General features: G+C 67.5%; 18 protein-coding genes. 7 read left to right on the forward strand and 11 right to left on the reverse strand.

Features of this window, described 5'->3' with window-relative positions; translation table 11 throughout:
* Positions 1–59 precede the first annotated feature (59 nt).
* The 3 genes from AC1DB8_RS07100 (at position 60) to AC1DB8_RS07110 (ending at position 4457) form a co-directional block, all read left to right on the forward strand.
* A complete protein-coding gene (locus AC1DB8_RS07100; protein ID WP_441418677.1) occupies positions 60–2606 on the forward strand; it encodes a DEAD/DEAH box helicase in 2547 nt (848 codons plus the stop codon).
* A gap of 20 nt (positions 2607–2626) precedes the next feature.
* Complete coding sequence (locus tag AC1DB8_RS07105; RefSeq protein WP_441418676.1) at positions 2627–3127, forward strand: GNAT family N-acetyltransferase; 501 nt, start codon at positions 2627–2629, stop codon at positions 3125–3127.
* A 64-nt stretch (positions 3128–3191) separates the two neighbouring features.
* On the forward strand, positions 3192–4457 hold the full coding sequence (locus tag AC1DB8_RS07110) for an alpha/beta fold hydrolase (RefSeq protein WP_476892681.1): 1266 nt from the start codon (positions 3192–3194) through the stop codon (positions 4455–4457).
* Positions 4458–4485: 28 nt separating this feature from the next.
* On the opposite strand, the gene AC1DB8_RS07115 is transcribed toward AC1DB8_RS07110, so the two are convergent.
* The 4 genes from AC1DB8_RS07115 to coaE all read right to left on the reverse strand — a co-directional run bounded on the left by AC1DB8_RS07115 (position 4486) and on the right by coaE (position 10452).
* Positions 4486–5769, reverse strand: coding sequence for an MFS transporter (locus tag AC1DB8_RS07115; RefSeq protein ID WP_441418750.1), 1284 nt, complete (start codon positions 5767–5769; stop codon positions 4486–4488).
* A gap of 111 nt (positions 5770–5880) precedes the next feature.
* On the reverse strand, positions 5881–6909 hold the full coding sequence (locus AC1DB8_RS07120; RefSeq protein WP_346958166.1) for a TerC family protein: 1029 nt from the start codon (positions 6907–6909) through the stop codon (positions 5881–5883).
* A 179-nt stretch (positions 6910–7088) separates the two neighbouring features.
* Positions 7089–9170: an excinuclease ABC subunit UvrB gene (uvrB, locus tag AC1DB8_RS07125; protein ID WP_441418675.1), complete on the reverse strand. Its 2082-nt coding sequence runs from the start codon at positions 9168–9170 to the stop codon at positions 7089–7091.
* Between the two features lie 64 nt (positions 9171–9234).
* Positions 9235–10452 carry a dephospho-CoA kinase gene (gene coaE, locus AC1DB8_RS07130; protein WP_441418674.1) on the reverse strand — a complete coding sequence of 406 codons (1218 nt, stop codon included), beginning with the start codon at positions 10450–10452 and terminating at the stop codon, positions 9235–9237.
* 22 nt (positions 10453–10474) lie between these two features.
* Between coaE and AC1DB8_RS07135 the strand changes: the two genes are divergently transcribed.
* The 3 genes from AC1DB8_RS07135 (at position 10475) to AC1DB8_RS07145 (ending at position 12438) form a co-directional block, all read left to right on the forward strand.
* Entirely contained in the window at positions 10475–11176 is a 702-nt protein-coding gene (locus AC1DB8_RS07135; RefSeq protein WP_476892591.1) for an IMPACT family protein, read from the forward strand.
* Complete coding sequence (locus AC1DB8_RS07140) at positions 11160–11696, forward strand: GNAT family N-acetyltransferase (RefSeq protein ID WP_441418672.1); 537 nt, start codon at positions 11160–11162, stop codon at positions 11694–11696. The genes AC1DB8_RS07135 and AC1DB8_RS07140 overlap by 17 nt, the downstream gene beginning before the upstream one ends.
* 304 nt (positions 11697–12000) lie before the next feature.
* A complete protein-coding gene (locus AC1DB8_RS07145) occupies positions 12001–12438 on the forward strand; it encodes a DUF1810 domain-containing protein (RefSeq protein ID WP_476892592.1) in 438 nt (145 codons plus the stop codon).
* A 562-nt stretch (positions 12439–13000) separates the two neighbouring features.
* On the opposite strand, the gene rpsA is transcribed toward AC1DB8_RS07145, so the two are convergent.
* From rpsA to polA, 3 genes are all read right to left on the reverse strand, one after another.
* Entirely contained in the window at positions 13001–14476 is a 1476-nt protein-coding gene (gene rpsA / locus AC1DB8_RS07150; protein ID WP_175323298.1) for a 30S ribosomal protein S1, read from the reverse strand.
* A gap of 211 nt (positions 14477–14687) precedes the next feature.
* The gene (locus tag AC1DB8_RS07155) at positions 14688–15974 is read right to left on the reverse strand and encodes a GNAT family N-acetyltransferase (protein ID WP_476892593.1); all 1287 of its coding nucleotides are present in this window, start codon (positions 15972–15974) and stop codon (positions 14688–14690) included.
* A gap of 65 nt (positions 15975–16039) precedes the next feature.
* A complete protein-coding gene (gene polA, locus AC1DB8_RS07160; protein ID WP_476892594.1) occupies positions 16040–18946 on the reverse strand; it encodes a DNA polymerase I in 2907 nt (968 codons plus the stop codon).
* On the opposite strand from polA, the gene AC1DB8_RS07165 reads away from it, so the two are divergent.
* Entirely contained in the window at positions 18945–19409 is a 465-nt protein-coding gene (locus tag AC1DB8_RS07165; protein WP_441418668.1) for a hotdog fold thioesterase, read from the forward strand. The genes polA and AC1DB8_RS07165 overlap by 2 nt on opposite strands.
* A gap of 33 nt (positions 19410–19442) precedes the next feature.
* Here AC1DB8_RS07165 and AC1DB8_RS07170 read toward each other — a convergent pair whose 3' ends face one another.
* The 4 genes from AC1DB8_RS07170 to AC1DB8_RS07185 all read right to left on the reverse strand — a co-directional run bounded on the left by AC1DB8_RS07170 (position 19443) and on the right by AC1DB8_RS07185 (position 22409).
* Positions 19443–19991 carry a dihydrofolate reductase family protein gene (locus tag AC1DB8_RS07170; protein WP_476892595.1) on the reverse strand — a complete coding sequence of 183 codons (549 nt, stop codon included), beginning with the start codon at positions 19989–19991 and terminating at the stop codon, positions 19443–19445.
* A 114-nt stretch (positions 19992–20105) separates the two neighbouring features.
* A complete protein-coding gene (locus tag AC1DB8_RS07175; RefSeq protein WP_441418666.1) occupies positions 20106–20327 on the reverse strand; it encodes a hypothetical protein in 222 nt (73 codons plus the stop codon).
* Positions 20327–21535: an inorganic phosphate transporter gene (locus AC1DB8_RS07180; RefSeq protein ID WP_441418665.1), complete on the reverse strand. Its 1209-nt coding sequence runs from the start codon at positions 21533–21535 to the stop codon at positions 20327–20329. Before AC1DB8_RS07180 ends, AC1DB8_RS07175 begins: the two co-directional genes overlap by 1 nt.
* A 190-nt stretch (positions 21536–21725) precedes the next feature.
* Positions 21726–22409, reverse strand: a complete 684-nt coding sequence (locus tag AC1DB8_RS07185; protein WP_476892596.1) for a hypothetical protein — start codon at positions 22407–22409, stop codon at positions 21726–21728.
* Positions 22410–22493 lie beyond the last annotated feature (84 nt).

Below are 22493 nucleotides of genomic sequence, written 5' to 3' on the forward strand. Positions count from 1 at the left end.
GGGATGCCACCCCGGAGGCAGGCAGCCGGCCGCGCCGCGGGCCACTAAGCTGGAAAGCAATGAAACTTGTTGATCAGCTCCCCGCCCCGGCCGCCCGAGTTCCCGGCAGGAGCGGGCTCGATCCGGATGAGCTCTACACCCGGTTCGTCGAATGGACGGAGAGCCGCGGCCTGGCCCTTTACACCGCCCAGGACGAGGCCATCATGGAGCTGGCCGCAGGCGCCAACGTCATCCTGGCGACCCCCACCGGTTCGGGCAAGTCGCTGGTGGCGATCGCGGCGCACTTCCAGGCCATGGCCCGCGGGGCGCGCAGCTATTACACCGCACCGATCAAGGCCCTCGTCTCGGAGAAATTCTTCGCCCTGTGCGAGATCTTCGGCGCCGAAAACGTCGGCATGATCACCGGCGATTCCGGCGTCAACCAGGACGCGCCCATCATCTGCTGCACCGCGGAAATCCTGGCGAACATCGCCCTGCGCGAGGGATCCGCCGCGGAGCTTGGCGCGGTGATCATGGACGAGTTCCACTTCTACTCCGATCCGCAGCGCGGCTGGGCCTGGCAGGTGCCGCTGCTGGAACTCCCGCAGGCCCAGTTCCTGCTGATGTCCGCCACGCTCGGCGACGTGAGCCGTTTCGAGGAGGGCATCACCGAGCTGACCGGACGCCAGACGACGACCGTCAGCTCCGCGGAACGGCCCATTCCGCTGCACTTCTACTACCAGCAGACCCCCGTGCACGAGACCTTGGAGGAGCTGCTCTCCACCAAGCAGGTGCCGGTTTACGTGGTGCACTTCAGCCAGCTCGAGGCGATCGACCGGGCCCAGAACCTGATGAGCATCAACGTCTGCACCCGCGAGGAAAAGGACAAGATCGCCGAGCTGATCGCCGGCTTCCGCTTCGCCGCGGGCTTCGGCAAGACCCTCCACCGGCTGGTCCGGCACGGCATCGGCGTGCACCACGCCGGCATGCTGCCCAAGTACCGCCGGCTCGTCGAACAGCTGGCCCAGGCCGGTCTGCTCAAGGTCATCTGCGGCACGGACACTCTGGGCGTCGGCATCAACGTTCCCATCCGCACCGTGCTCCTGACCGCGCTGAGCAAGTACGACGGCGTCCGCACCCGCCTGCTGAATTCGCGTGAGTTCCACCAGATCGCGGGCCGGGCGGGCCGGGCCGGCTATGACACCGCCGGGACGGTGGTGGTCCAGGCGCCCGAGCATGTGATCGAGAACGTCAAGGCGATGGCCAAGGCCACGGCGAAGTTCGGCGACGACCAGAAGAAGCTGCGCCAGGTCGTCAAGAAGAAGCCGCCGGAGGGGTTTGTGTCCTGGGGCGAACCCACCTATAAGCGGCTGGTGGATTCCGTGCCGGACCCGCTGGGCTCCAGCTTCACCGTCACCCACGCGATGCTGATGAACCTGATGGAACGCCCCGGCGACCCGTTCAAGGCCGCGCGCCGCCTGTTGACCGAAAACCACGAGACGCGCGCCGCGCAGCTGCAGCTGATGAAAAGAGCGCTGGGCATCTACCGCGAGCTGCTGGCCGCCGGCGTCGTCGAACGCATCCCGCCCGCGGAACAAGGCCCGGACGGCCGCAGCGTCCGGCTCACGGTCCACCTGCAGGCGAACTTCGCCCTGAACCAGCCGCTCTCCCCCTTCGCCCTGGCGGCCCTGGAGCTGCTGGATCCGGAGTCGCCGTCGTATGCCCTCGACGTCGTCTCGGTGATCGAGTCGACGCTGGAGAAGCCGCGGCAGATCCTGTCCGCGCAGCAGAAGAAGGCCCGCGGGGAGGCGATTGCCGCGATGAAGGCCGACGGGATCGAGTACGACCAGCGCATGGCCATGCTCGAGGAGGTTACCTACCCGCAGCCGCTCGCGGAGATCCTCGGCGAGGCGTTCGACGTGTACCGCAAGGCGGCGCCGTGGATCGGCGACTTCGAACTCGCCCCCAAGTCCGTGATCCGGGACATGTACGAACGGGCAATGAACTTCGGCGAATTCGTGCAGTTCTACGGCCTGGCCCGTTCCGAGGGCATTGTGCTGCGCTACCTGGCTGACGGCTTCAAGGCACTCCGGCAGACGGTGCCGCAGGACGCGCTGCGCGAGGACCTTGAGGACCTGATCGCGTGGCTCGGCGAGCTGGTCCGCCAGGTGGACTCAAGCCTGCTGGACGAATGGGAGGAACTCACCTCCGGCGCCGCCCCGACCCGGCACGATGCCCCGCCGCCCCCGCCGCCGTCGCTGACCTCCAATATCCGCGCCTTCCGGGTGATGGTCCGCAACGAAATGTTCCGCCGGGTGGAACTGTTCGCGGACGAGGCCGCCACCGCGCTGGGCGAACTCGACGCCGGCTCCGGCTGGGATGCGGAGCGCTGGGAGGACGCGCTGGACGACTACTTCGAGGAGCACGAGGACATCGGCACCGGCCCGGACGCACGCGGTCCGGGCCTGCTGATCATCACCGAGGAGCCGGGCGTCTGGAAGGTCCGGCAGATCTTCGACGACCCGGCCCGCAACCATGACTGGGGCATCTCCGCCGAGGTGGACCTGGCCGCCTCGGACGAGACCGGCACCGCCGTCGTGCGCGTGATCGACGTGAACCGCCTGTAGCCGCTAGTAAACTGGCGACCATGAGTGTAATCCGCCCGGCCACCGCCCCCGACGTTCCCGCCATCCTGCAGATGATCCATGACCTGGCCATCTACGAAAAGGAGCCGGACGCCGTCCGGAACACCCCCGAGATGCTCACGCAGGTACTGTTCGGCGAGAACCCACGCGTGTACGCGACCATGGCCGAGAATGAGGCCGGCGACGTCCAGGGCTTCGCTTTGTGGTTCCTGAACTACTCCACCTGGGAAGGCGTGCACGGGATCTACCTCGAGGATCTCTACGTCATGCCGGAAGCCCGCGGCGCCGGCCACGGCAAGGCACTGCTGCAGCACCTGGCCGCCACCGCCGTGGAGCGCGGCTACGCCCGGGTGGAGTGGAGCGTGCTGGACTGGAACGAGCCCTCGATCGCCTTCTACAAGAACCTCGGCGCGGCCCCGATGGACGAATGGTCCACCTTCCGGCTCACCGGCGACGCCTTGGACGCATTCGCCGGCGCCCGGACGGCTAACGCCCGTGGTTGACACAACGTCGACTCAGACGGCCTCCGTCCCGCACATCGTCAAGGCCAGGCACGACTACCGCGGCATGCGCACCGCGGAGCATTACTTTGAAGTACCGCTGGACCACTTCGGCGCCGACGGCGAAACGATCACCGTCTTCGCCCGGGAATACGTCTCCGCGGACCACAGCGAGGAGGCCGCCGCGGAACTGCCGTGGCTGCTGTACCTGCAGGGCGGTCCCGGCGGCCGCGGCAACCGCTTCCCCGCGCTGGGCGGCTGGAGCAAGGCCGCGGCGAAGGACTTCCGCATCCTGATGCTGGACCAGCGCGGCACCGGGCTCTCCTCCCCCATCGACCGCAAGACCCTCCCGCTGCGGGGGAGCGACCGGGACCAGGCGCAGTACCTCGAGCACTTCCGCGCCGACTCGATTGTGGCGGACGCGGAGGCGATCCGGCGGACCCTCGGCGCCGCGCCCTGGACTATCTACGGGCAGAGCTACGGCGGCTTCTGCGCGCTGAGCTACCTGTCCTTCGCCCCCGAGGGGCTGCGCGAGGCGCTGATCACCGGCGGCCTCGCGCCCCTGACCGGCCCCGCGGACCGGGTCTACCAGGCAACCTTCCGCCGCGTGGCAGCGCGCAACGCCGAATACTTCGGCTGGTACCCGCAGGACCGGGAGTTGGTCAGCCGCATCGCCGGGCACCTCCGCGACTTCGAGGAGTACCTGCCCGACGGCAGCAGGCTCACCGTGGAGCGCTTCCAGATGGTGGGTTTCTACCTGGGCGGCAACACCCGGGTGGACGGGCTGCACCACCTGCTGGAGGATGCCTTCGTCAGCACCCCCGACGGCGACCGGCTCTCCGACGGCTTCCTGGAGCAGGTCCGCGGGCTTGTCTCCCGCGCGTCGAACCCGCTGTACGCCCTCATGCACGAATCCATCTACGGCCAGGGCGAGGCCACCGACTGGGCTGCACTGCGGGTGCTCCAGGACTTCCCGGAGTTCCGCCCGGACGCCGCCGCCCCGCTGCTAACCGGCGAGATGGTCTATCCCTGGTACTTCGAACAGGATCCGGCCCTCCGTCCGCTCCGCACCGTGGCGCAGCTGCTCGCCGAGAAGGACGACTGGAAACCGCTCTACGACCCCGAGCGGCTGGCCCTGAACAACATTCCGGTGGCCGCCGCCGTGTACACGGACGACATCTACGTGGACCGGGACCTGTCGCTGGAGACTGCAGCCGCCGTGCGCGGCCTGCAGGTGTGGGAGTCCGCTGAGTTCCACCACGACGGCATCGCCGACGACGGCGAGGCGATCTTCGGCCGGCTGCTCGGCATGGCCCGCGCGACGCGCGCCTGACGGCGTCCGCGGCTACCCGGCCGGGGGTTCAGGCCCCGGCAGGCTCCGGGTTGCGGCGTGACCGCGCCGCCGCCTGGAAGACCACGGCCAGGACCGCGGCAGCCACGACGGCCGCCACGAGGTTCAATCCCTGGTAGCCGATTCCGCTCATCACGAGACCGGCGAAGCCCGAGCCAACAGCGCCCGCGACGCCCATCAGGGTGTCCGACACGCCCTGCACGAGGACCCGCTCGCCGACCGCGACACTCTCCGCGAGCAGGGTGGAACCGGCGATGGTGGCCGCCGACCAGCCCAGCCCCAGCAGCACCAGTCCGACGGTGACCAGGGCCGGCTGCGTCTGGCCGAAGCCCGCGACGCAGACGGCGAGCAGGATCAGCCCGTGGCCCAGCAGGATCACCGGGAGCCGGCCGACCCGGTCGGTGAGCCAGCCCATCACCGGTGAGAGGGCGTACATGCCGGCGATATGCAGCGAGATCGTGAAGCCGATCAGCACGAAGACGTCCGTGCCGGCGGTGTGGGCGTGCTCCGCGGCGTGACCGGCCATCGGGCCCTCGGTGAGCAGTTGCAGATGCAGCGGCGTCATGGACATCACGGCGGCCATGCAGCCGTGCGCCGCGACGACGGCGAGCAGCGCCAGCCGGGCGCGCGGGGAGGAACGGACCGCGCGCAGTCCGTTGCGCAGGGCATGCTTGCCCCGGGTTGCCGCTGTCCCTTTCGCCGGCTCCTCGTCCACTGTGCGGATCCGGGCAGCCAGCAGCAGCGGATCCGGGCGCAGCCCGATGAACAGCAGCAAGGCGGCGAGGGCCAGTCCGGCGGTCGAGAACACGAACGGCCCGGAAATCGGCGGCAGGCCGAGGGCCTGCCCCACCATCGCGCCGGGCTGGATGAGGTTCGGCCCGGCCACGGCGCCGACGGTCACGGCCCACACCACGATCGCGAGGGACCGTCCGCGGTGTTCCGGCTCTGCGAGGTCGACGGCGGCGAAGCGGGCCTGCAGGTTGGCCGCCGTGCCGAGGCCCAGCATGGCGGCGCCCAGCAGCAGCAACGGGAAGAAGGCGGTGACGGTCGCCAGGATCACCAGCACAGCGCCGCTCATGGCGGACAGGAGCCCGGTCACGAGGGCTGCCCGGCGTCCCCGCCGGCCGGCCAGCCCGGCAAGCGGCAGCGCGGTCAGCGCGGCGGCGAGCGTCATGGTGGTGGTGACCGAGCCCGCCCAGGCGTTCGAGCCGGAGAGCTGGACGGCCAGCAGCGAGCCGACGGAAAGGCTGGCGCCGCCGCCGACGCCGCTGAGCAACTGGGCGGCACTGAGCATCACAACGGTACGGCGCTGCACCCGTTGCGGGTGCAGCGCCGTACCGGCCGCCGTCGCGGCGTCAAAGCTTTTCACGCTCCGAGCTTAGCCCGTGCAGGGCCGCCGGGGGCGCTACTCGGCGTCGGTGAGGCTCTTGCGCGAGTCCTCTTCGAGCCGGGCATCCAGCTTGGCCTTCGACGCCTTGGAGCTGACCAGGCTGGCGACGACCGCGATGATGATGGTGCCGATGATCACCCCGAGCGAAACGTAGGTCGGGATTTCCGGGGCCCATTCGATGTGCTTGCCGCCGTTGATGAAGGGAAGTTCGTTGACGTGCATGGCGTGCAGCACCAGTTTGACGCCGATGAAGGCGAGGATGACCGAGAGCGCGTGCTTGAGGTAGATGAGCCGGTTCATCAGGCCGCCGAGCAGGAAGTAGAGCTGGCGCAGACCCATCAGGGCGAAGATGTTGGCGGTGAAGACGATGAACGCGCTCTGGGTGAGGCCGAAGATGGCCGGGATGGAGTCCACCGCGAAGAGCAGGTCGGTCATGCCGATGGTCACGAAGACGATCAGCATCGGAGTGAAGACCTTCTTGCCGTCGACTTCGGTGCGCAGCTTGCCGCCGTCGAACTTCTCGGACATCGGCAGGATCCGGCGGATCCGGGCGATCAGCGGGTTTTCCTTATCTTCCTCGTCCTCGCCTTCGTCCTGGGCCTGCTTCCAGGCGGTCCACAGCAGGAAGGCGCCGAAGATGTAGAAGACCCAGCTGAACTGCTCGATCACGATCGCGCCGAGCAGGATGAAGATGCCGCGCAGGATCAGGGCGATGATGATGCCGACCATGAGCACTTCCTGCTGGTACTTACGGGGTACCGAGAAGCGCGCCATGATGATGATGAAGACAAACAGGTTGTCGATGCTGAGGCTGTACTCCGTCACCCAGCCGGCGATGAACTGGCCGCCATACTCCGGGCCGGTGAAGAGGAACATGGCTCCGGCGAAGACCAGGGCCAGCGCAATGTAGAAGGAGACCCACAGGCCGGCTTCCTTCATGGAGGGTTCATGCGGCCGCTTCAGCACCAGGAGTAGATCGATGGCGAGGATGATTCCGAGAACGACGAAGGAGCCGATCTCGAACCAGACGGGAAGTTCGGGCACGAAGATACCTTTCGCAGGGTACAACTAAGCGGTGTAAGTCTCTCCGGCTAAGCTGCCGCACCGTGGCTGTCGCCATCAGGTGCCGATTCGCTGCCCGCTACGCCCGGCAGGGCATCTGTGCCGTGCGTGTTGACGATCGTAGCGCTTGGGATACTCCCCTACGTCTGATCCACTTTACCCTAGGCGTGCCCGGCCGACTGCATCTGGCGCAGCTCCTTCTTGAGATCCCCGACCTCGTCGCGCAGCCTGGCGGCGAGCTCAAACTGCAGCTCGCCGGCGGCGGCGTGCATCTGCTCGGTCAGCTGTTCGATCAGGCCCACCAGGTCCTCGGCCGGGGCGGCCGCAAGGCCGTCGGCGCGGACCTTGGAGCCGCCCTTGCCCTTGCCGCGCGCCTTGCCCGCGCTGGCCAGCAGTTCGCGGGTGTCCGCGTCCTCCTTGGCCAGCTGGTCGGTGATATCGGCGATCTTCTTGCGCAGCGGCTGCGGGTCGATGCCCTTTTCCGTGTTGTAGGCCACCTGGATGGCGCGGCGGCGGTTGGTCTCGTCGATGGCCTGCGCCATCGAATCGGTAATCCGGTCCGCGTACATGTGGACCTGGCCGGACACGTTACGTGCGGCACGGCCGATGGTCTGGATCAGCGAGGTCGCCGAGCGCAGGAAGCCTTCCTTGTCCGCGTCCAGGATGCTCACCAGCGACACTTCGGGCAAGTCCAGGCCCTCCCGGAGCAGGTTGATGCCGACCAGGACGTCGAAGACGCCCATCCGCAGTTCACGGAGCAGCTCCACGCGGCGCAGCGTGTCGACGTCGGAGTGCAGGTACTCGACCTTCACGCCGTGGCCCAGCAGGTAGTCGGTGAGGTCCTCGGCCATCCGTTTGGTCAGCGTGGTGACGAGGACGCGTTCGTTCTTCGCGGTGCGGGTGCGGATTTCGCCCAGCAGGTCATCGATCTGGCCCTTGGTGGGCTTGACGATGACCTCGGGGTCGATCAGGCCGGTGGGTCGGATGATTTGCTGCACGAAGCCGTCTGCCTTGCCGAGCTCGTACTTGCCCGGGGTTGCGGACAGGTAGACGGTCTGGCCCACGCGGTCCTGGAACTCGTCCCACTTGAGCGGGCGGTTGTCCATCGCCGAGGGCAGCCGGAAGCCGTGGTCCACAAGGTTTCGCTTGCGGGACATGTCGCCCTCATACATGGCGCCGATCTGCGGCACGGTGACGTGGGATTCGTCGATGACCAGCAGGAAGTCGTCCGGGAAGTAGTCGATAAGGCAGTGTGGCGCGGTTCCGCGGGCGCGGCCGTCGATGTGCGAGGAATAGTTCTCGATGCCGTTGCAGAATCCCATCTGCTGCATCATTTCCAGGTCATAGGTGGTGCGCATTCGCAACCGCTGGGCCTCGACCAGCTTGTTCTGGCTCTCCAGGACCTTGAGGCGGTCGGCGAGTTCGTCCTCGATCCGCTTGATCGCCCGGGCCATCCGTTCCGGTCCCGCGACGTAGTGCGAGGCGGGGAAGACGTACATTTCGGTCTCGTCCCGGAGCACTTCTCCGGTCAGCGGATGCAGGGTGTAGATGTTCTCGATCTCGTCGCCGAAGAACTCGATCCGGATCGCGAGTTCCTCGTACATCGGGATGATTTCCACGGTGTCGCCCCGGACCCGGAACGTGCCGCGGTGGAAGTCCATGTCATTGCGGGTGTACTGCATGGAGACGAATTTCCGGAGCAGGTCGTCGCGGTTCATCTGGGCGCCCTTGCGCAGGGTCACCATGCCGGCGATGTATTCTTCCGGGGTGCCGAGGCCGTAGATACAGGAAACGGTGGCAACCACAATCACGTCGCGCCGGGTCAGCAGCGCATTCGTGGCGGAGTGCCGGAGCCGTTCGACTTCCTCGTTGACGGAGGAGTCCTTCTCGATGAAGGTGTCCGTCTGGGCCACGTAGGCTTCCGGCTGGTAGTAGTCGTAGTAGGAAACGAAGTACTCCACCGCGTTGTTCGGCAGCAGTTCGCGGAATTCGTTGGCCAGCTGGGCGGCGAGGGTCTTGTTCTGCACCATCACCAGGGTGGGCCGCTGCACCTGTTCGATCAGCCACGCCGTCGTCGCGCTTTTACCGGTACCGGTGGCGCCGAGGAGCACCACATCCTTCTCGCCGTTCTGGATGCGCTCGGTCAGTTCGGCGATCGCGGCGGGCTGGTCCCCGGCGGGCTTGAACTCGCTGATGACCTCGAAGGGCGCCACGACACGGTTGATTTCCTGGGCAAGGCTCATGTTACTAATCTACCGCCGCCCTCCGACAGGAAGCCCTGATTCAGCTTTGGGCTGTACCCGCCGGTCAGGGTGCGTCGTACGACGGCGGCAGCCAGCCGGTGCGCCGGGCCCACTCTTCCATCCGCGGGGCGGCGTAGGCGGTGAACCACTCCTCCTTGTCCGCGGCGTAGGCCGCGGTGGACTTGTCCACGCCGTGCCGCCGGGCCGCGCGGCGCTTCTCCGCAAGGTAGTCGGCGCGCGCCCCGGCGTCGTCGCGCAGCCAATCGCGGAAGCATAGAGCGTACCGCCAGCCGGGCGATCCCGCGGCCCGGATGTGCAGGTTCACGGGCCGGCCGGGGTCCGCGCTGCCGTGCACGCGCTTGTCCCAGTCGGCCGGGTCGGGGTGGGCGGGCTTGGGGTTGTCCGGGCCGATGCCCGGCCAGCGCGGGTAGCCCGCCGCGGCCAGCAGCGGCTCCAGTCGGTCCGCCGTCGCCAGGTCCCGGACGGTGAGCTGCAGGTCCAGCACGTCCTTGGCCTCGAGGCCCGGGACCGCGGTGGAACCGATGTGGTCCACGGCGAAGATGTCCTGTGGGGCAACGGCGCGCAGACGGGCGGCGATCCGGGAGGCCTGGGCCGGCCAGTCCGGATTGGCGGGGCTGAGCACCGGGCCGCCGGAGCGCGGGGCCATCCGGTGCTTGGTCAGGTTCTCCGCGAACGGGAGCAGCCGGCGCTCCCAGAGCCGGTCCACCGCGTCCCGGAGTTCCTCCTTGGAGCCTGAGTTGTCCAGGACGACGTCGGCAGCCGCCAACCGGGCCTCCCGCGTGGCCTGGGCGGCCATTCGGGAGCGGGCCTCTTCGACCGTCATCTTCCGGTGTTCAACCATGCGCCGCACCCGGACGTCCTCCGGGGCGTCCACGACCACCACGAGATGGAAGTTGGCGCCCTGGCCGGTCTCGACCAGGAGCGGGATGTCCTGGACCACGACTGCGCCTTTCGGGGCGCCGGCGGCGAGGGCGGCGGCGCGCTCCCTGACGAGGGGGTGGATGATGCCGTTGAGCACTGCCAGGCGTTCGGGGTTGCCGAAGACGAGGGCGCCCAGGCGGGCACGGTCGAGGGCGCCGTCGGGGGCCAGGATGGAGGAACTGAAGGCTTCCACCACCCGCGCCAGCCCGGGCGTCCCCGGCTCGACCACCTCGCGGGCCAGCGCGTCGGCGTCGACCAGCACGGCACCCAGCTCGCGCAGCCGCGACGCGACCACTGACTTCCCTGAGGCGATGCCGCCCGTCAAACCGATCTTCAGCACTCCACCAGACTAAACTGAAGCAGTGCCAGTCGACGCGGTTTCTCCGGAAAGCAGAGCCACCGTTTACACCACACCGGCGGCCGGCGGCGGCTTCCGCCACGAGCTGGAGATCAAACGGTCCCGCTTCATCACCGTGCTCCAGCGCACCGCCGACGAGGAAAGCGCCCGCGCCCTGGTCACTGGCCTGCGCCGGGAATTCCACGACGCCCGGCACCACTGCTCGGCCTTCATCCTCGGCCCGGACCGCGCGGTGCAGCGCTCCAACGACGACGGCGAACCCTCCGGCACGGCCGGCATCCCGATGCTGGAGGCACTGCTGAAACGCGAAACCGGGCCCGGCATGACGGACCTCAGCGACGTGACCGCCGTCGTCGTCCGCTATTTCGGCGGGATCCTGCTCGGCGCGGGCGGACTGGTCCGGGCCTACTCCGAATCGGTGTCCGCCGCGCTGGAGCTCGCGCCGCTGGTGCGGCGCCAGCGGCTGCGGATCTGTGCCGTGCCGGTGCCACACGCCTCCGCCGGCCGGCTCGAGAATGAGTTGCGCGCGGCCGGGTATGTGATGGCCGGCACCAGCTATGATGCGCAGACGACGGTTCTTCGGCTGGCCCTGCCGGACGAACCCGTTGCGCTGGCGCAGGCCGCTGATCGCCTCGCGGCCCTCTCGGCCGGAAGCGCCGTGCTGCTGCCCGGAGAAACGGAGTGGATCGATGTTGCCATCAACTGAACCGGTGCCCGTGGTGGCGCTCGTGGACGTGACGGACCCGGTGCTGGAGCGGCTATTGGCGGTGGCGCTGCACGACGCCGACGCCGACGAGGTCACCCCGCCGCTGGGGACCGCCGAGGGTTGGAACACCGAACGGATCAGCTGGTTCCGCGACTACCACCACGCCGCCGCGGCAGGGCTCGACGGCCCGGCGCGGCAGAAAACCTGGGCAATCACGGCCGACGGCGAGCTGGCCGGTTCCATCCGGCTGCTGCGGGTTCCGGCTGCCCGGCCCGGGACGTTCCCGCAGGACGGCGGCGCATTGGAGACCGGGATCTGGCTAGGCCGGAGCTTCCGCGGGCGCGGCATCGGCCGGGAGGCATTGCGCCTGGTCAAGGCCGAGGCCGCGGCGGCCGGGGCGGACCTGCTGGAGGCGGAAACGACCCCCGGGAATGTCGCGGCCCAGGCCTTGCTGCGTTCCGCGGGTGCCGAGCTCGCAGCCGACGGGCGGCGGGTCAGCGCGCGTTTCAAGCTGGGGTAGCCGCGGGTGTGGACATGCCCAGTGCCCGGCCCCAAGAATGGACATGCTCCCCCAGAAACCTTGCTCCGCCACGGGGAGGGGACGTGCCCGGGTTCTGCCCCCGCCGAGGGACATGCCCAGCGCCCACACCGGGCAATGGGCATAATGCCATTATGCCCACCGCCCGTGCCCAGGAACGGACATGCCCTCCCCCGGGACGCCGGAAGAGTGGTTGGATGAGGGAAAGGCCATGTTCCGGCGCAAAAGACCGTTCCGGCGCCGGCGCAGCTACCGGGCTGTGAAACAGCGAATTAGGAGAATCTACGTGAACGACCCCTTCGACCTCTCACGCTTCGTGGAAGCCCAGGACTCTGCGGGAACCTATGAGGGTGCGCTGTCGGAACTCCGGGCCGGATCCAAGCACGGCCACTGGATGTGGTTCATCTTTCCGCAAATAGCCGGGCTGGGACAGAGCCCGACCTCACGCAAATATGCCATTTCATCCTTGGATGAAGCACGTGCTTTCCTGAACCACCCGGTCCTGGGTGCCCGCCTGCTGGACTGCGCCCGGGCGATCCTCGCCGTCGACGGCCGAAGCGCGGAGCAGATTTTGGGAGGCATCGACGCACGGAAACTGCACTCGTCGTCGACCCTGTTCCTCCGGGCCGCGCCCGACGAAGTAGTGTTCCAGCAGATCCTGGACAAGTACTTCGGCGGAGTCCCCGACGAGGCCACGGACCGGATCCTCAGCTCCGCGCCCTGAACAGTCGCGGGGCCACCCCGACTCCCCGCGTGGCCCTCAAAATTCAAGGAACATGCCCGGCGCCCGCCCGGGCCACTGGACGTATTCGTCCTGTGTCCACTCCCCTGGACGAGGACTGGGCATGTCCCCCCGGCGGAATCCCGCGCCTCCCTCAGTGCAAGGAACATGCCCGGCGCCCGGCCGGGCCACTGGACATATTCGTACTATGTCCACTCCCCGGGCTGAAAAGTGGGCATGTCCCCCGGCCTGGCAACCCATGCCTCAAGGAACATGCCCGGCGCCCTCCCGGGCCACTGGCATATTCGTACTATGTCCACTCCCCGGGCCGAGGACTGGGCATGCCCCCCGCGGCATCCCGTGCCTCCCTCAGTGCAAGGAACATGCCCGGCGCCCGCCCGGGCCACTGGACATATTCGTACTGTGTCCATTCCCCGGGCCGAGGACTGGGCATGCCCCCAAGCCCGCGCGGCCCCGCAGGAACCCGCCGCTTAACCCAAAGCGGGCCCCTGCACGTGGCAGGGACCCGCTTTGCTTGGCCCGGGACGACCCGGGCCGGTGGCAATTAGTTGCCGGTCAGCTTCTCGCGCAGAGCGGCGAGGGCTTCGTCCGATGCAAGCGTGCCTGCACCGGTCTCGGCTGCAGCCGGCTCGGAGGAGTAGCTGGTGGTGCCGGAGTCGCTCTCGCCGGACGTTGCAGCGGCAGCGTCGTCGGCAGCGTGCTGGGCAACCTGCTTCTTGTGGGCTTCCCAGCGGGTCTGGGCGTCAGCGTACTGCTGCTCCCAGGCGGCGCGCTGCGTCTCGTAGCCTTCAAGCCACTCGTTGGACTCCGGATCGAAGCCCTCCGGGTACTTGTAGTTGCCCTCTTCGTCGTACTCAGCGGCCATGCCGTAGAGAGCCGGATCGAATTCGGTGGACTCGGCGTCGACGCCCTCGTTGGCCTGCTTGAGGGACAGCGAGATGCGGCGGCGTTCGAGGTCGATGTCGATGACCTTGACGAAGAGCTCGTCGCCAACGGAGACAACCTGCTCGGCCAGCTCAACGTGGCGCACGGCGAGCTCGGAGATGTGGACCAGGCCTTCGATGCCGTCTTCAACGCGAACGAACGCGCCGAACGGAACCAGCTTGGTGACCTTACCCGGAACAACCTGGCCGAGGGCGTGGGTGCGGGCGAAGGTCTGCCACGGATCTTCCTGCGTAGCCTTGAGCGACAGGGAGACGCGCTCGCGGTCCAGGTCGACCTCGAGAACCTCGACGGTGACTTCCTGGCCAACTTCGACAACCTCGGACGGGTGGTCGATGTGCTTCCAGGACAGCTCGGAAACGTGAACCAGGCCGTCTACGCCGCCCAGGTCCACGAAGGCACCGAAGTTGACGATGGAGGAAACGACGCCGGGACGAACCTGGCCCTTTTCCAGCTTGTTGAGGAACGTGGAGCGGACCTCGGACTGGGTCTGCTCGAGCCAGGCACGGCGGGACAGCACAACGTTGTTGCGGTTCTTGTCCAGCTCGATGATCTTGGCTTCGATCTGCTGACCGATGTACGGAGCAAGGTCGCGCACACGGCGCATCTCGACCAGGGATGCGGGCAGGAAGCCGCGCAGGCCGATGTCGAGGATAAGACCACCCTTGACAACCTCGATGACGGTACCGGTGACGACGCCGTCTTCTTCCTTGACCTTCTCGATGTCGCCCCAGGCACGCTCGTACTGAGCGCGCTTCTTGGAGAGGATCAGACGGCCTTCTTTGTCTTCCTTGGTGAGCACCAGGGCTTCGACCTGATCGCCAACGGAGACGACGTCTCCGGGGTCAACGTCGTGCTTGATGGAAAGCTCGCGGGAGGGAATGACACCTTCGGTCTTGTAACCGATGTCGAGCAGGACTTCGTCGCGGTCGACCTTGACGACGGTACCTTCGACGAGGTCTCCGTCGTTGAAGTACTTGATGGTGGCGTCGACTGCTGCGAGGAAGTCCTCGGCGGTACCGATGTCGTTAATCGCGACTACGGGGGTACCGGACTTCTCGGTTGAGGTGATGGTCATGTAGTAGGGGCTCCGTTGTGGATAGTTAGTCGGTCAGGCAAACCGTCCCACCCTCGTCGGCGACGCGGGTGAAGAACACGGCAAATCAAAGGCGATCCGCCGGGTCATCCTGATTTTGTGGATTAGATTGCGCACACGTAGTACACGCCCGTTTAGTCTAATCGTATACGTCAACGCCGGTCAAAGCGCAACGGAGCCCGCCGGCGCCCTCCTAGAAGTGCGTGAGGCAGTGCGGTGCGCGTTCGACGGCGAACATCAGCCGCGCAGTCAGCGCGGCCCCCGGGGTGTGTTCGATAAGCCGGCCGGCCGCCTGCAGGGTCACCGGGCAGACGGCGCCCAGGTAGATGGAGCCGAGGTCCGCGACATCCAGCGTCAGCTCCGGTTCGGCGTCGGGGGCCGGCGTAACCGTCGCCTCTCCCCCGCCGACCTGCAGGGCGAACGTCCCCGCCGCGAAGCCGAGGCTGTCGGTGACGCGCAGCACGAGGGCTCCGTCGGCGGAATAGCGCCGGGCGGCCAGCGCCTTCTCCACGTCCAGTATCCGCAGCCAGAGCATGTCCCGGGCGTCCGAGGCATCAACACAGCGCGGGTCCGTGAGCGCCCACGGCAGCGGATCGTCAACGGGCGCCTCGTCCCAGGTCACGCGTTCGACGAGGTCGATGGCGCCGAGGTATTGCCACAGCTCCAGGTAGGCGGTGCGGGTGGCGGCCACCAGATCGACGACGTCCATCGTGTACGGGGTGCTGGACCAGCCGCCGAACTTGTAGGACACGTAGCCGTCCACGGCGCCGTCGGCGTCGTAGTGCAGCGCGACCTTGACTTTCGGGTCCTCACCGTCTTCCCGGCTGATGGAACCGGAAGCGAATTGCCGGTAAAACTCGTGCCGGTCCACCGAACCCGGCGTCTGGCGGTGCAAGCGTTCGAAGATCACCGGCGCCAACTCAAGGAGCACCTTGGGATCAGCCACCTCAACGCTCCCAACGGGCGTGTGGTTCAGGACGAAGCGGGCACTCGTGTCGACCTTGATCGACTGTTCCGAGGTCGCAACGCCGAAGCCGAACCGGCCGTAAATGGACGCTTCCGAGGCCGTCAGTGCCGCCATCGCCAGCCCCTCCTGCCGTGCCAGCCCCAGCTCCTCCGCCATCATCCGGCGCAACAGGCCGCGGCGGCGGTGCGAGGTCCGCACGGTGACGGCAGTCACGAGCCGCGTGTCCAGGAGCCGGCCGTAGCCAATGTTCAGCGTCTTGGTCATCGTGCCGAACGTTGCCACCGGTACATCGGTGCCGAGGGCATGCTCGGCCACTGGACCGGTCTGGTAGGCACCGGTCAATACCCGCCCGTCCGCGCGCTGCATCTCAAGGCCTCTGTCGACCCGTTCGTCGCTTCGGCGGGCGTCGTGGAAGCCGAAGGCTACGGCCCGCATCCAGGCGACCGACTCCGGGTATGTCGCGTCGTCCTTGGCCGCCGGTTGGAAACGCCTGATGTCATACTGCTCTGCCACGTGCTTCTCCCCCTGGAAATTCCTGCAACTTTGAAAGAACTGAACGCCCGGCTCCGGGGCCGGGCCTAGTGCCCTGCCTCGAACCAGCTGGAGCCGATGCCGATCTGGACTTCCAGCGGAACCGAGAGCTGCGCCGCGGCCCCCATCTGTTCCGTCACGAGCTTCTCGACGGCCTCGCGTTCGCCCTCGGCGACTTCGAGGACCAGTTCATCATGGACCTGCAGCAGCATCCGTGATTTCAGCCCCTGTTCGGCCAGCGCGCCGGACACGCCCAGCATCGCCCGCTTGATGATGTCGGCCGCGGAGCCCTGAATCGGCGAGTTGAGCGCGATCCGTTCGGCGTTTTCGCGCAGCTGCCGGTCGGTGCTGGTCAGGTCCGGAAGGTACCGGCGGCGGCCCTCGATGGTGGCGGTGTACCCGTCGATCCTGGCCTGGTCGACGACGCCGCGCAGGTAGTCGCGGACGGCGCCGAACCGGTCGAAGTAGTCCTTCATCAACGTCCGGGCCTCGTCAACGGAAATCTCCAGCTGCTTGGACAGGCCGAACGAGGTCAGACCGTAGGCCAGCCCATAGGACATCGCCTTGACCTTGGAACGCATCGCACTGGTTACCTGGTCAGTGGGCACATGGAAGATGTTGGACCCCACGAACCGGTGCAGGTCCTCGCCGTCCTTGTACGCCTGGATCAGTCCGGCGTCGCCCGAGAGGTGGGCCATGATGCGCATTTCGATCTGCGAATAGTCCGCGGAGAGCAGGCACTCGTAGCCGTCGCTGACCACAAAGATGCCGCGCACACGGCGACCTTCCTCGCTGCGGATCGGGATGTTCTGCAGGTTCGGATTGTTGGAAGAGATCCGCCCCGTGGCTGCGACGTTCTGCGCGTAGGTGGTGTGGATCCGGCCGTCTTCCGCGACGGACTTCTTCAGCGACTCCAGCATCTGGCGCAGCTTCGAGGATTCGCGGTGCGCCATCAGCTGGACCAGGAATTCGTGCCCGGTCTTTTCCAGCAGGTTCTTGAGCGAGGCGGCGTCGGTGGTGTAGCCGGACTTGATCTTCTTGGTCTTGGGCAGGCCCAACTCGTCGAACAGGACGGTCTGGAGCTGCTTGGGCGAGCCGAGGTTCACCTCATGGCCGATGGCCGCGAAGGCCTGCTCCTGCGCGTTGTCGATCACCTTCGCGAGGTCCGCCAGCTGCTCATCCATGCGCGGCATGTCGATGGCAATTCCTGCCAGTTCCATGTCGGCGAGGACCCGGCTGACGGGCAGTTCAAGGGTGGTCAGCAGGTCCTGCGCTTTGCGCTCTTTGAGCTCTGATTCGAAGTAGCGGCTCAGGGCCTGGACGACGGCGGCGACGTGCACCAGCGCACCGGCGGCGGCAGCGTCGTCGCCGTCGAACGCCAGCTCAAGCTGGCCTTCCTTCGCGGCTTCCTGCGAAACCGCAACGTTGAGGTGGTGCTGCGCCAGCTCGGCGAGCTCGTAGCTGCGGCGGTCGGGCTGGATGAGGTAGCCGGAGATGGACGTGTCATCCACCACGCCCTCAAGTTCCAGACCGCGGGCAGTCAGCGCCTTCAGTGCGGCCTTGAACCCGTGCATCACCTTGGCGGCCTGGGGGTCACGCAGCCAAGCGGCCAGGACGTTTTCGGCGTCGGCGTCCTGCCGGGCCAGGTCGATGTACACGGCGGCGTCGTCACGCACGATCGCCAGCGCGGCGGCGTCCTCGCCGATCCGGCCCGGCACGAGGTCGACCGCCATGGCGGACCGCTTCCCGGCGCCGCCCGCGAGGAAGGCGCCCAGCTCGGCGGCGTCCGAGGGGATCGTGAAGTCCGGGGTTTCGATGCTTTCCCGCTCGGCTTCCGTCACTTCACTGCCGTACAGGGCAAAGAGTCGCGTCCGGATGGTCTTGAATTCGAGGGCGTCGAACAGCTCCTCAAGGGCGGCCTGGTCCGGCCGCGGGTCGGCGAGCTCGTCCAGGGTGACGGGCAGCTCCAGATCGGTGCGGAGCCGGTTGAGCCGCCGGTTCCGCTTGACCTCCTCGACGTTTTCGCGGAGGGCGTCCCCCACCTTTCCGCCGATCGCGTCAAGGTTCTCCAGGACGCCCTCAAGGCCGCCGTAGAGGTTGATCCATTTGGCCGCCGTTTTGGGCCCGACGCCGGGAACGCCGGGGAGGTTGTCCGCGCTCTCGCCCACCAGGGCGGCGAGGTCCGAGTACTGGGCCGGGCTGACGAAGTACTTCTCCTGGATGGCGTCCGCGTCCATCCGGGGAATGTCGCTGACACCCTTCTTGGGGTAGAGCACGAACACGTTGTCCGTAATGAGCTGGAAGGCATCCCGGTCGCCCGAGACCAGCAGCACCTCGTAGCCCGCCTTCTCCCCCATCGCGGCGAGCGTGGCCAGGATGTCGTCTGCCTCCCAGCCGGGCATCTTGATGGTCTTGATGCCCCACGCGCCCATGACCTTATCGATCAGGTCGATCTGGCCGCTCATTTCCCGCGGGGTCTCATTGCGTCCGCCCTTGTAGCCGTCGTACTCGGCCTTGCGGTGGGTGGTGTCATCGGAGACGTCGAAAGCCACGGCCACGTGGGTAGGCTTTTGCGCCTTGATCAGGTTAATCAGCATCGACGTAAAGCCATGCACGGCGTTGGTGTGCTGCCCGGTCGAGGTAGAGAACTTGTCCGCGGGCAGGGCGAAGAATGCCCGGAACGCCATGGAGTGTCCGTCCAGTACCAGGAGGCGGGGCTGGTCCGTGATGGGAATGACCGGCGCTTCGGTGGCGGAAACCTCGGGCCTGCTGCGCCGGGGCTTCTTCGCCGCCTCGGCCACGAGCAGGGAACCGCCGGACGCCGCAACGGCATCCGCCAGCGCATCGGTGGCGGCGGATGTTGTGCTGCCTGCGGCAGCCGTTGCAGTGCCTGCGGCAGAAGGGGAAGGGGCCGGTTTGGTAGTTTCGCTCACAGGTGCCAGCCTAGTTGCCATGATCGACAATTTCACGCCCGCCCCGTTCGCCGCCGAACTGGAAGCCGCCGGCGTTCCCGCGGAACTGCACGACTGGCTGGGCCGGATGGGGGTGGGCGCCCTCGTGGTGAAGATGGGAATCCACTTCCTCGAGTTGAGCCCTGAACGCACCGTCGCCACCATGCCCGTGGAGGGCAACACCCAGGTGGCTGGAATCCTGCACGGCGGCGCGCACGTGGTGCTGGCCGAAACGCTGGGGTCCTTCGCCGCCGGCATGCACGCCGGTCCGGGGCGACAGGCCCTGGGGATCGACGTCGGCGCGACGCACCACCGCGCGATCTCCTCCGGCACCGTGACCGGGACCTGCACCGCCATCCACCTGGGCCGCACGCTCACGACGCATGAAATCGTGATGACCGACGAGCAGGGCCGCCGGCTGTCCACTGCGCGGATCACCAACCTGCTGCGGGATGTGACCGAGTAGCGTTTCCGCGGTAAGCCGGGTTTCAGTCCCGCGTCAGGAGCCGCCCGGGAGGCGGTAGCGGAGCTCGACGATGCCGCGGCCCATGGTCTGCGACGAGAGCAGATCCAGCGGCGCCGTCGGGCGGGCCAGCGGAAGCAGCGGCTTCCCGCTGCCCAGGACGAGCGGGATGATCGAGATGATCAGTTCCGCCAGCAGTCCGGCGTCGGCGAATTGCGCGGCGAGGACACCCCCGCCCACCACCCAGACGTTCTTGCCCGCGGCGGCGTCCATCAGGTCCTCGGCGAATTCGGCCACGGGTCCGCGGACAAAGGTGATGTCCGTGCCTTTCGGGGCCGCCAGTTCGTGGTGCGTGAAGATCCAGCACGGGGTTCCCGGGTAGGGCCAGTTGCCGGGCTCGTGCTCGGTAAGCCAGGCGTAGGTTGCCCCGCCCATCACGATGCAGCCGACGTCAGCCATGAAGGTCTCGTAGCTCTCCTTGCCGCCGGCGAAGCCGTCGAACTGGAGCAGCCAGTCGAGGTCGTCGTCCGCGGTGGCGATGAAGCCGTCCAGGGAGGCCGCTACGAAGTACTGGAAGCCGGGCATGTGCATAGCGTAGCCACCGCCGGGGCCTTTTCCCAGAGCACCCGCTCGCAGAGCACCCGCTCCCGGGAGCACCGCTTCCGGTGCGGGGTGCCCGGCCGGCGCCGCCGCCGTCGGCTACTTGCTGAAGTACGGAATGATCAGGTACAGCCCGAAGAGCACCGCGATGCCGCAGAGGCCGAAGCAGACATAGGAAAGCGGCCGGATCCAGCCCGGCTGGCTGGTCCGGACGTCCCCGGCGATGGCGGTGAGACGCACGCCCAGGGCGTAGAGAACGACGACGGTCACTGCGGAAACGAGGGTGGCCCCCGCTACCAGGACGAGTTCAAGCCACTTCATTACCGGCCACCCTTGGAGTTGTTGTTGCGGCTGACCGCAGCCGCCTTCTTCTTGGCGAACCGGATGGCCTGGCCGGCCTCTTCGACCTCGACGGCGTTGTGGTGGCCGACGTGGGACTTCCGGGACGCAACGAACATGTAGACCACGGCTGCCGTGCCGGCGACTGCGGCGATGACGAATCCGACCGTGCCGGTGTGCACCAGCATGGCGGTGAGGGCACCGACGATCCCGGCGGCCGGGAGGGTGAAGAGCCAGCCGACGACGATCTTCCCCGCGGTCCCCCAGCGCACGGTGGTGCCGCGGCGGCCCATCCCAGAGCCGATCACCGAGCCCGAGGCCACGTGGGTGGTGGAGAGGGCGAAGCCGAGGTGGGAGGAGGCGAGGATGGCGGCCGCGGTGCTGGTCTCCGCGGCGAAGCCCTGGGCGGGTTTGACGTCGGTGAGGCCCGAACCCATGGTCCGGATGATCCGCCAGCCGCCGGAGTACGTGCCGATCGCGATGGCCAGGGCGCAGGCCGCAATGACCCAAAGCTGCGGTCCCGAGCCGGGAGCCTGGCTTCCGGCCGAGATGAGCACCAGGGTGATGATGCCCATGGTCTTCTGCGCGTCATTGGTGCCGTGCGCGAGGGCCACCAGGCTGGAGGTGAAGATCTGTCCGGTGCGGAACCCGCCGCGCTTCTGCGTCAGCTTGCTGCCGGTCTCGGGGTCATGGCGGGCCGTCAGCGCGTAGGCCAGCCGGGTGCACACGTAGGCCACGGCGGCGGCGATGACGGGGGCGAAAACTGCGGGCAGGAGGACCTTCTGGAGCACCGAGGTGAAGTTCACCGAGTGCAGGCCGATGCCGGCGATGGCCGCACCGATCAGGCCACCGAAGAGGGCGTGCGAGGAGCTGGAGGGCAGACCCTTCAGCCAGGTGATCATGTTCCACAGAATGGCGCCCATCAGGCCGGCGAAGATGATGTCCGGGGTGATCTGGACGCCGTCGGAACCTTCCCGGATGATGCCGCCGGACACCGTCTTGGCCACCTCGGTGGAAAGAAACGCCCCCACCAGGTTCAGCACTGCCGCGAGGGCGACGGCGGTCTTGGGCTTGATGGCACCGGTCGCGATGGGTGTCGCCATCGCGTTCGCGGTGTCGTGAAATCCATTCGTGAAGTCAAAGAAAAGCGCCAGCGCAATAACCAGCGCCACCATTACGGTGATTTCCACCTGTTGCCCAATCTGCAGAGTCGACGGTCAGCAGTTTCATTCCCCGTGGCGGCCTTGCTTCTCACTGTTCACCCGCTGTCAAGCGGCGTGCACCCGCGCAGTTCACCAAAGCTGTCCTGAAACCCTATAGATCGTACGTGCCAATGGGTGCAGGGCAAAACAACGTGCCCGGCCGCGGAGCCGGCGGCGGTCAGCCCTGCGGTGTCCCCAGCGCCGGACCTGCGTCGAGCATGCCGGCAATCTTCTCCTCCAGGGAGGCCACCGTTGCCTCCGGCAGCACGATCAGGCCGTCCAGCTCCCGCCGTGCCCGCTTGTACGCCGTCTGCCGCTCGGCCGGGGTGGCGGCGCCGTCGGAAGCGATCCGCAGCAGTTTCCGGGCCGTGGCGAGCCGCTCGCGTTCCGGTCCGGTGAAGTTGCTGTCCTTGAGCCGGCGGGCTTCGCGCTCGGCGACGTCGAAGGCCAGTTCATAGCCGCGCACGGCGGCGCGGTATTCCGTCAGCCGGGCCGACGTCGTGAGCTGTCCGGGGTCCGCCGGGCGCAGGCCGTCGGCTTCGCGTTTGGCGCGCAGGAAGGCCACGGTGAGGGGCTCCCGCACATCGGTCATCACGGGGAAGTCAATCAGTTTGCCGACGTCCAGTTCGTAGTCCAGCCAGCGCCGGTTGACGGCGTCGTGGGCGTCGATGAGGGCCTGTACCTCGTCGCGGCCGGCCTGTTCCACCTCGGCCTGGTGGTTCTTCAGCCGGTACAGCTCCACCTTCCGGCGGTGCCGGCGTTCGGCGGCCTTGCCCCAGGAACGGGCCCAGTTGGCGAGCAGCGCGCTCAAGGGGAACACCAGCCACCAGTTGTGGCCGATAAAATTGAACAGGGAATCCACGGCAACATCCTCCCACCGGACCCGGGCAGCGGAAAGCCCCCTCCGCGAAGGGGGCCGTCGTGGCAAAACCCGCCAGCTACCGGG

The sequence above is a fragment of the Arthrobacter sp. 10N410 genome, assembly GCF_056394945.1.